General features: G+C 46.6%; 6 protein-coding genes. All 6 read left to right on the forward strand.

Features of this window, described 5'->3' with window-relative positions; all coding sequences use genetic code 11:
- The coding region (gene infB / locus ABS301_RS24650; RefSeq protein ID WP_349674704.1) for a translation initiation factor IF-2 at nucleotides 1–2,513 on the forward strand (2,513 nt) is incomplete at its 5' end.
- Between the two features lie 87 nt (nucleotides 2,514–2,600).
- Nucleotides 2,601–2,963, forward strand: a complete 363-nt coding sequence (rbfA, locus tag ABS301_RS24655) for a 30S ribosome-binding factor RbfA (protein WP_104435676.1) — start codon at nucleotides 2,601–2,603, stop codon at nucleotides 2,961–2,963.
- 12 nt (nucleotides 2,964–2,975) lie between these two features.
- Nucleotides 2,976–3,926, forward strand: coding sequence for a DHH family phosphoesterase (locus ABS301_RS24660; RefSeq protein WP_349674705.1), 951 nt, complete (start codon nucleotides 2,976–2,978; stop codon nucleotides 3,924–3,926).
- 12 nt (nucleotides 3,927–3,938) lie between these two features.
- Nucleotides 3,939–4,844 carry a tRNA pseudouridine(55) synthase TruB gene (gene truB, locus ABS301_RS24665; protein WP_349674706.1) on the forward strand — a complete coding sequence of 302 codons (906 nt, stop codon included), beginning with the start codon at nucleotides 3,939–3,941 and terminating at the stop codon, nucleotides 4,842–4,844.
- Nucleotides 4,844–5,800: a bifunctional riboflavin kinase/FAD synthetase gene (locus ABS301_RS24670; RefSeq protein WP_349674709.1), complete on the forward strand. Its 957-nt coding sequence runs from the start codon at nucleotides 4,844–4,846 to the stop codon at nucleotides 5,798–5,800. Before truB ends, ABS301_RS24670 begins: the two co-directional genes overlap by 1 nt.
- 58 nt (nucleotides 5,801–5,858) lie before the next feature.
- A complete protein-coding gene (locus ABS301_RS24675; protein WP_349674707.1) occupies nucleotides 5,859–6,902 on the forward strand; it encodes a C40 family peptidase in 1,044 nt (347 codons plus the stop codon).
- The last annotated feature ends 83 nt before the right edge of the window (nucleotides 6,903–6,985 follow it).

Raw genomic sequence — 6,985 nt, forward strand, 5'->3', positions numbered from 1 at the left:
ACAGACCTCAGGGTCAGGGCGGCTACCAGGGAAACAGACCCCAGGGTCAGGGCGGTTACCAGGGAAACAGACCTCAGGGCCAGGGCGGCTATCAGGGAAACCGTGAAGGAAGACCGGAAGGTCAGGGCGGCTACCAGGGAAACCGTGAAGGAAGACCGGAAGGTCAGGGCGGTTACCAGGGAAACAGACCCCAGGGTCAGGGCGGCTACCAGGGAAACAGACCCCAGGGCCAGGGCGGCTACCAGGGAAACAGACCCCAGGGTCAGGGCGGCTACCAGGGAAACAGACCTGCAGGTCAGGGCGGTTACCAGGGTAATAGACCCCAGGGCCAGGGCGGCTACCAGGGAAACAGACCTGCAGGTCAGGGCGGTTACCAGGGAAACAGACCCCAGGGCCAGGGCGGCTACCAGGGAAACAGACCTCCGGGCCAGGGTGGCTACCAGGGAAACAGACCCCAGGGTCAGGGCGGCTATCAGGGATACGGAAGACCGCAGGGCGGCGGCTATCAGAATGACAAAGATGGCGATAACAACCGCGGTCCAAGACCACAGGGAGCACGTACCGGAAGAGACGCAGCACCTAAAAATTTTGACACTCCGATTCAGGCAAAACCTACCAGTAACAGAGCTACGAAGAATAACTATAAAAATGGCAGATTTGATAAAAGAGACAAAGATGACGTCAGCAAGGGAAGAGCAACAACAAAAGGGGGCAAAGCACCGATTCTGCCTCCAGTTCATGTAGAACCCAAGGTTGAGGAAATCAAGACCATTATCGTACCTGAAATTTTAACCATAAAAGAATTGGCAGAAAAGATGAAACTTCAGCCTTCTGCTATCGTAAAGAAGCTGTTTTTAAAGGGCAAGATCGTTACTCTCAACACAGAAATCGATTTTGAACAGGCAGAAGAAATTGCGATGGAATACGAAGTTCTCTGCGAAAAAGAAGTGAAGATTGATGTCATTGAAGAGCTTCTGAAAGAGGAAGAAGAAAACGTAGAAGATATGGCAGCCAGACCGCCGGTTGTCTGCGTTATGGGCCATGTAGACCACGGTAAAACTTCTCTTCTTGATGCAATCCGTCAGACCAGCGTTACCTCCAGAGAGGCAGGCGGTATTACCCAGCACATCGGTGCGTATACAGTTGATATCAGCGGACAAAAAATCACATTCCTTGACACACCTGGCCATGAAGCGTTTACAGCCATGCGTATGAGAGGAGCCCAGTCTACCGATATTGCTATCTTAGTTGTAGCAGCTGACGATGGAGTAATGCCACAGACAATTGAAGCCATCAACCATGCAAAAGCAGCCGAAGTTGAGATCATTGTTGCCATCAATAAGATTGATAAGCCAAGTGCAAACATTGACAAGGTGAAACAGGAGTTGTCTGAGTACGAGCTGATTCCGGAAGATTGGGGCGGCAGTACGATATTTGTTCCTGTATCTGCACATACTAAAGAAGGAATCAAAGAACTTCTGGAGATGATTCTTCTGACTGCAGAAGTAAAAGAATTAAAAGCAAATGCAAACCGTCATGCAAGAGGTCTTATCATCGAGGCTGAGCTTGATAAGGGTAAGGGACCAGTTGCTACCGTTCTGGTACAAAAGGGAACCCTCCGTGTAGGCGATACTGTTACTGCAGGTTCCTGCTACGGTAAAGTCCGCGCCATGATGGATGACAAGGGACGGAGAGTAAAAGAAGCAGGTCCATCTACTCCGGTAGAGATTCTAGGCTTAAATGACGTTCCTGGTGCAGGTGATGTTCTCATCAGTACAGAGAATGAGAAAGAAGCAAGAAACTTTGCAGAAACTTTCATCTCTGAAGGAAAGAACCGTCTGTTAGAAGATACAAAAGCGAAGCTGTCACTGGATGATCTGTTCACCCAGATTAAGGCTGGTAATGTAAAAGAACTTCCTATTATTGTAAAAGCCGATGTTCAGGGTTCTGTAGAAGCAGTAAAACAGAGTCTTGTGAAGCTGTCCAATGAAGAAGTTATGGTTAAGGTGATTCATGGCGGTGTTGGTGCCATCAATGAATCCGACGTTTCTCTGGCGTCTGCATCCAATGCGATTATCATCGGTTTCAATGTGAGACCTGATGTAACTGCAAAATCAATCGCAGACAGAGAGAAAGTAGATTTAAGACTCTACAAGGTAATTTATCAGGCCATTGAAGACGTGGAATCCGCTATGAAGGGTATGTTAGATCCGATCTTTGAAGAGAAGATCATCGGTCATGCCACTGTCCGCCAGACCTTTAAGGCATCCGGCGTTGGTACCATTGCCGGTTCTTACGTAATGGACGGTAAATTCCAGAGAGGCTGCAGCGTACGCATCACCCGTCAGGGAGAGAAGATCTATGATGGTCCTCTTGCATCCTTAAAGAGATTTAAAGACGATGTAAAAGAAGTTGCCACCGGTTATGAGTGCGGTCTTGTATTTGAGAAATTTAATGATATTATGGAAGATGACATGATTGAAGCATATGCCATGGTGGAGGTTCCACGCTAGGAACCATCCCCTGGAACGTTCAAAAGATGAGCCCGTTAAAACGGGCTGGTCTTTTTGAATATGAGGGCAGACAGCGAAAGGAATAAGATGCGTAAAAACAGTATAAAAAATACCAGAATTAATATGGAAGTACAGAAGGAATTAAGCCAGATCATCCGTCTGGAAATCAAGGACCCAAGAATTCATCCTATGACTACCGTTGTTTCGGTTGAAGTAACTCCTGATTTAAAATTCTGTAAGGCATATATCAGCATTCTGGGTGACGAAGAAGCAGGAAAAGCAACCATCGAAGGACTGAAAAGTGCAGAAGGCTACATTCGCCGGGAGCTTGCCCGGAGAGTCAATCTGCGTAATACACCCGAGATCAAATTTATACTGGACCAGTCCATTGAATATGGAGTGAATATGTCCAGACTCATTGACGAGGTTACGAAAGACATCAAAGAGTAAGGAGGTGCCATTGTGAGTTCCCTTGAAACAATTCTCAAAGATGTGAAAAATGTGGCAATTATTGGCCATGTAAGGCCGGATGGGGACTGTATCGGTTCCTGTCTGGCTACTTATAATTATCTGGAAGAAAATTATCCGGATATTCATGCAGTGGTTTATTTAGAAGAACCATCTGTAAAATTTTCATATTTAAAAAATATTGACCGCATTGTCAGTGACTTTGGCAGAGACGAAAGCTATGACCTTTGTATCTGCTTAGACAGCAGTGACACACTTCGTTTTGGCGAGGCGGTCAGATACTTAAACACAGCGAAAAAGAGTCTGTGTGTCGACCACCATATCACCAATATTGGCTATGGGACGGAGAATGTAGTAAAAGGCGATGCAAGCTCCACCTGTGAAGTTTTATATGGTCTCCTTGATGAAAGCAGGATCAGCAAAGCAGTGGCAGAGTGCATCTATACCGGAATTATTCATGATACCGGTGTTTTCAAGTATGACTGTACATCAGCGAAAACCATGGAAATCGCGGGAAAGATGATGGGAAAAGGAATTAATTTTTCCAGCATCATCGATGACAGCTTTTACAGAAAGACTTATATCCAGAATCAGATTTTAGGGAGAGCTTTATTAGAGAGCATCACCTTTCATGGCGGCAAATGCATTTTCAGTGCCATCAGTAAAAAAGAAATGGATTTTTATGAAGTCGGCAGCGCCGATATGGATGGAATCATTGACCAGCTAAGAATTACAGAAGGTGTGGAGTGTGCCATTTTTATCTATGAAACTGCATGCAGGGAATACAAGGTGAGCCTTCGTTCCACCACAGAGCTTGATGTAAGTAAAATTGCCGTTTATTTTGGCGGGGGCGGACATAAAAAAGCAGCCGGCTGTACCATGACAGGAAGTGTTCACGATGTGATCAACAATCTGTCTGATCAGATAGCGAAGCAGCTTAATTAGGAGATACAGGCAATGGCAGACGGTATTATTAATGTGTATAAAGAAAAAGGCTTTACCTCTCATGACGTCGTGGCGAAAATGAGAGGTATTTTAAAACAGAAAAAAATTGGTCACACAGGAACCCTGGACCCCGACGCAGAAGGCGTGCTTCCTGTCTGTCTTGGTAAAGCAACCAAACTGTGTGACATGTTGACAGATAAAACGAAAACCTATGAGGCAGTGCTCCTTCTTGGCATGGAGACGGATACCCAGGATACTACAGGAACTGTATTAAATACTTATCCCGTAGAGGCAGGGGAAGAAGAGGTAAAGGCTGCAGTTATGAGCTTTCTGGGTCATTATGACCAGATTCCCCCCATGTATTCTGCATTAAAGGTAGATGGAAAGAAGCTTTATGAACTGGCAAGAGCGGGAAAAGAGGTAGAACGCAAGGCAAGACCTGTGGAAATTCTTGATATCCGGATCGAGCGGATGGAACTTCCCAGAGTGACCATTACAGTCAGCTGTTCCAAAGGAACCTATATCCGCACACTCTGCTATGATATCGGAAAAAAACTGGGATGCGGCGGATGCATGGAATCCCTTTTAAGAACCAGAGTGTCAGACTTTGTGTTAGAGGACAGTCTTACCCTTTCCCAGATCGAACGGTTGCGGGATGACGGCAGCCTGGGAGAGCACATCCTGGCAGTGGACAAGGTTTTTTCATCCTATCCCCAGCTGGTGATGTTAGAGGAGTTTGACAAACTGGTCCATAACGGCAATCCTTTTATGCGTGACCAGGCAGAAGGAGAATACCAGATCTCCGATGGTCCTGTCCGGGTTTATGACAGCAGCATGGAGTTTATCGGAGTCTATAAACCAAATGAGGAAGGAAGTCTTTTAAAGCCTCAGAAGGTTTTTCTGGGAGGAAGCAGATGATGGAATATATCACTGGGACCAGAGTGTTTCAGATCGAAGAGCCGGCTGTAGTGACTCTGGGGAAATTTGACGGACGGCACAGAGGCCATAAAAAATTATTGCAGCGGATGCTGGAAATTAAGAAGGAAACGGGATACAGGACGGCATTATTTACGTTTGATATGTCTCCCGGCACTCTTGTAAACGGAGTTCTACAGAAGGTAATTACCACCAATCTGGAGCGGAAAAACAATCTGGAGAGAGTAGGAATTGACTATCTGGTAGAATACCCTTTTACCAAAGAAACAGCCAGAATGGAGCCTGAAGAATTTGTAAAACGGATTCTGGTGGGACAGATGAATGCCAGAACTATTGTCGTGGGGACAGACTGCTCCTTCGGATATAAGGGTGCCGGAGATGCGGCACTGTTAGAGCAGTTAAAAAGCCGGTATGGCTATGAACTGATTGTGATTCCCAAGGAGCAGGACGAGCACCGGGATATCAGCAGCACTTACGTCAGAGAACAGCTGGATCTTGGAAATATGGAAAAAGCCAATGAGCTGCTGGGAGAACCTTATGCCATTCACGGTGAGGTGGTGCACGGCAACCATATTGGCGGAGCCATACTTGGATTTCCAACTGCCAACATCCTTCCTCCTCCGGAAAAACATCTGCCTGTATTTGGTGTTTATGTGTCCCGTGTTTACGTTGATGGGACTTATTACGGCGGAATTACCAATATTGGAAGAAAGCCCACAGTAGAGGGGATTTCTCCAGTAGGTGCAGAAACTTACATTTTTGGTATAAATCAGGATATTTATGGAAAGACTATAGAGGTACAGCTTTTACACTTCATCCGTCCGGAACGGAAATTTGAGGGGCTTGAGCAGTTAAAAGAACAGATAGGAAAAGACAGGGAACTGGGATTAGAATATTTGAAGAACCTGCCTGGAACAGAAATCACTCAGTTGCAGTAGGAAAAGGGCATTTTCACCGCCCGTTTCACAATTAAAAAACTTGCGAAGGAAAGTGCATATGACTGACAAAGCATGGAAAGTACTTGGCTTTGCCATCGCCTGCGGGTGTACCGTATGGATGGGAACAGCAGATGTACAGGCCGCAAGAACAGAGACTGACGTCAGGACCGGATCGCCTGTAGCAGGCGTGGAGGTCTATATGGATCAATATCAACAATCCAGAGAGCAGAAGTCGACGGGAAACACGGCCGGTCTTACGCAGGAAAAAGTGAGGTATGGAACCTTCAATACTATTTTCAACAACCTTGGAGTAGCAGTTGTGGAGGATTCCTTGAACATCAGGAAAGAACCAAAGAACGATGCGGAAATCGTAGGGAAATTAAGAAGCCACTCAGGCAGCAGCGTGCTGTCGGAAGAGAATGGCTGGTATAAAATAAAATCAGGGCAGGTAACCGGTTATGTGTACGGAAAATACTTAGCCACTGGGCAGGAGGCCAGAGCAATCGCATATTACGATATGCAGCTGATGCTCCGGGTAGACATTGAGACCCTTCGTGTCCGCAAACAGCCTGATACGAATTCAGAAATTGTTGGCAGAATTCATGAGGGCGAAACGTACCGTTACATTTCCCGTAACGGAGGCTGGGCCAAAATTGAATACAACGGACAGATTGCGTATGCTTATGCGCCGGAGAACGCTACCATTGCCTATACCATTCCGGAGGCAGAGAAAAATGGGGATCTGCGAACCCAGGTCGTAAGCTATGCGGTGAAATTCGTTGGAAATCCATACCGCTGGGGCGGAACAAACCCCAATACAGGCGCTGACTGCTCTGGCTTCATTCAGTATGTAATGGAGCATGCGGCAGGCGTCCAGCTGGATCGTACCTCTAGGCAGCAGGCTGCCGAGGGGCAGGCGATCCCGTCTTCCAGCATGGAACCGGGTGACCTATTGTTTTACGCCAGCGGCAGGGAAATCGATCACGTTGCCATGTATATCGGGCAGGGGAAGATTGTTCATGCAGCCAACCGAAGAAGCGGGATTAAAATTTCCTCCTGGAATTACAGAAGACCGGTTACCATACGACGGGTAATCGATTAATTAAAAACGCAGACAGATCTATGACAAATGAACCGACCCCCAAATGTTAGACCTGAAATCTAACATTTGGGAGGTCGGTTTTT

This window comes from Lacrimispora sp. (genome assembly GCF_031982545.1).
Lineage (GTDB): Bacteria > Bacillota > Clostridia > Lachnospirales > Lachnospiraceae > Lacrimispora.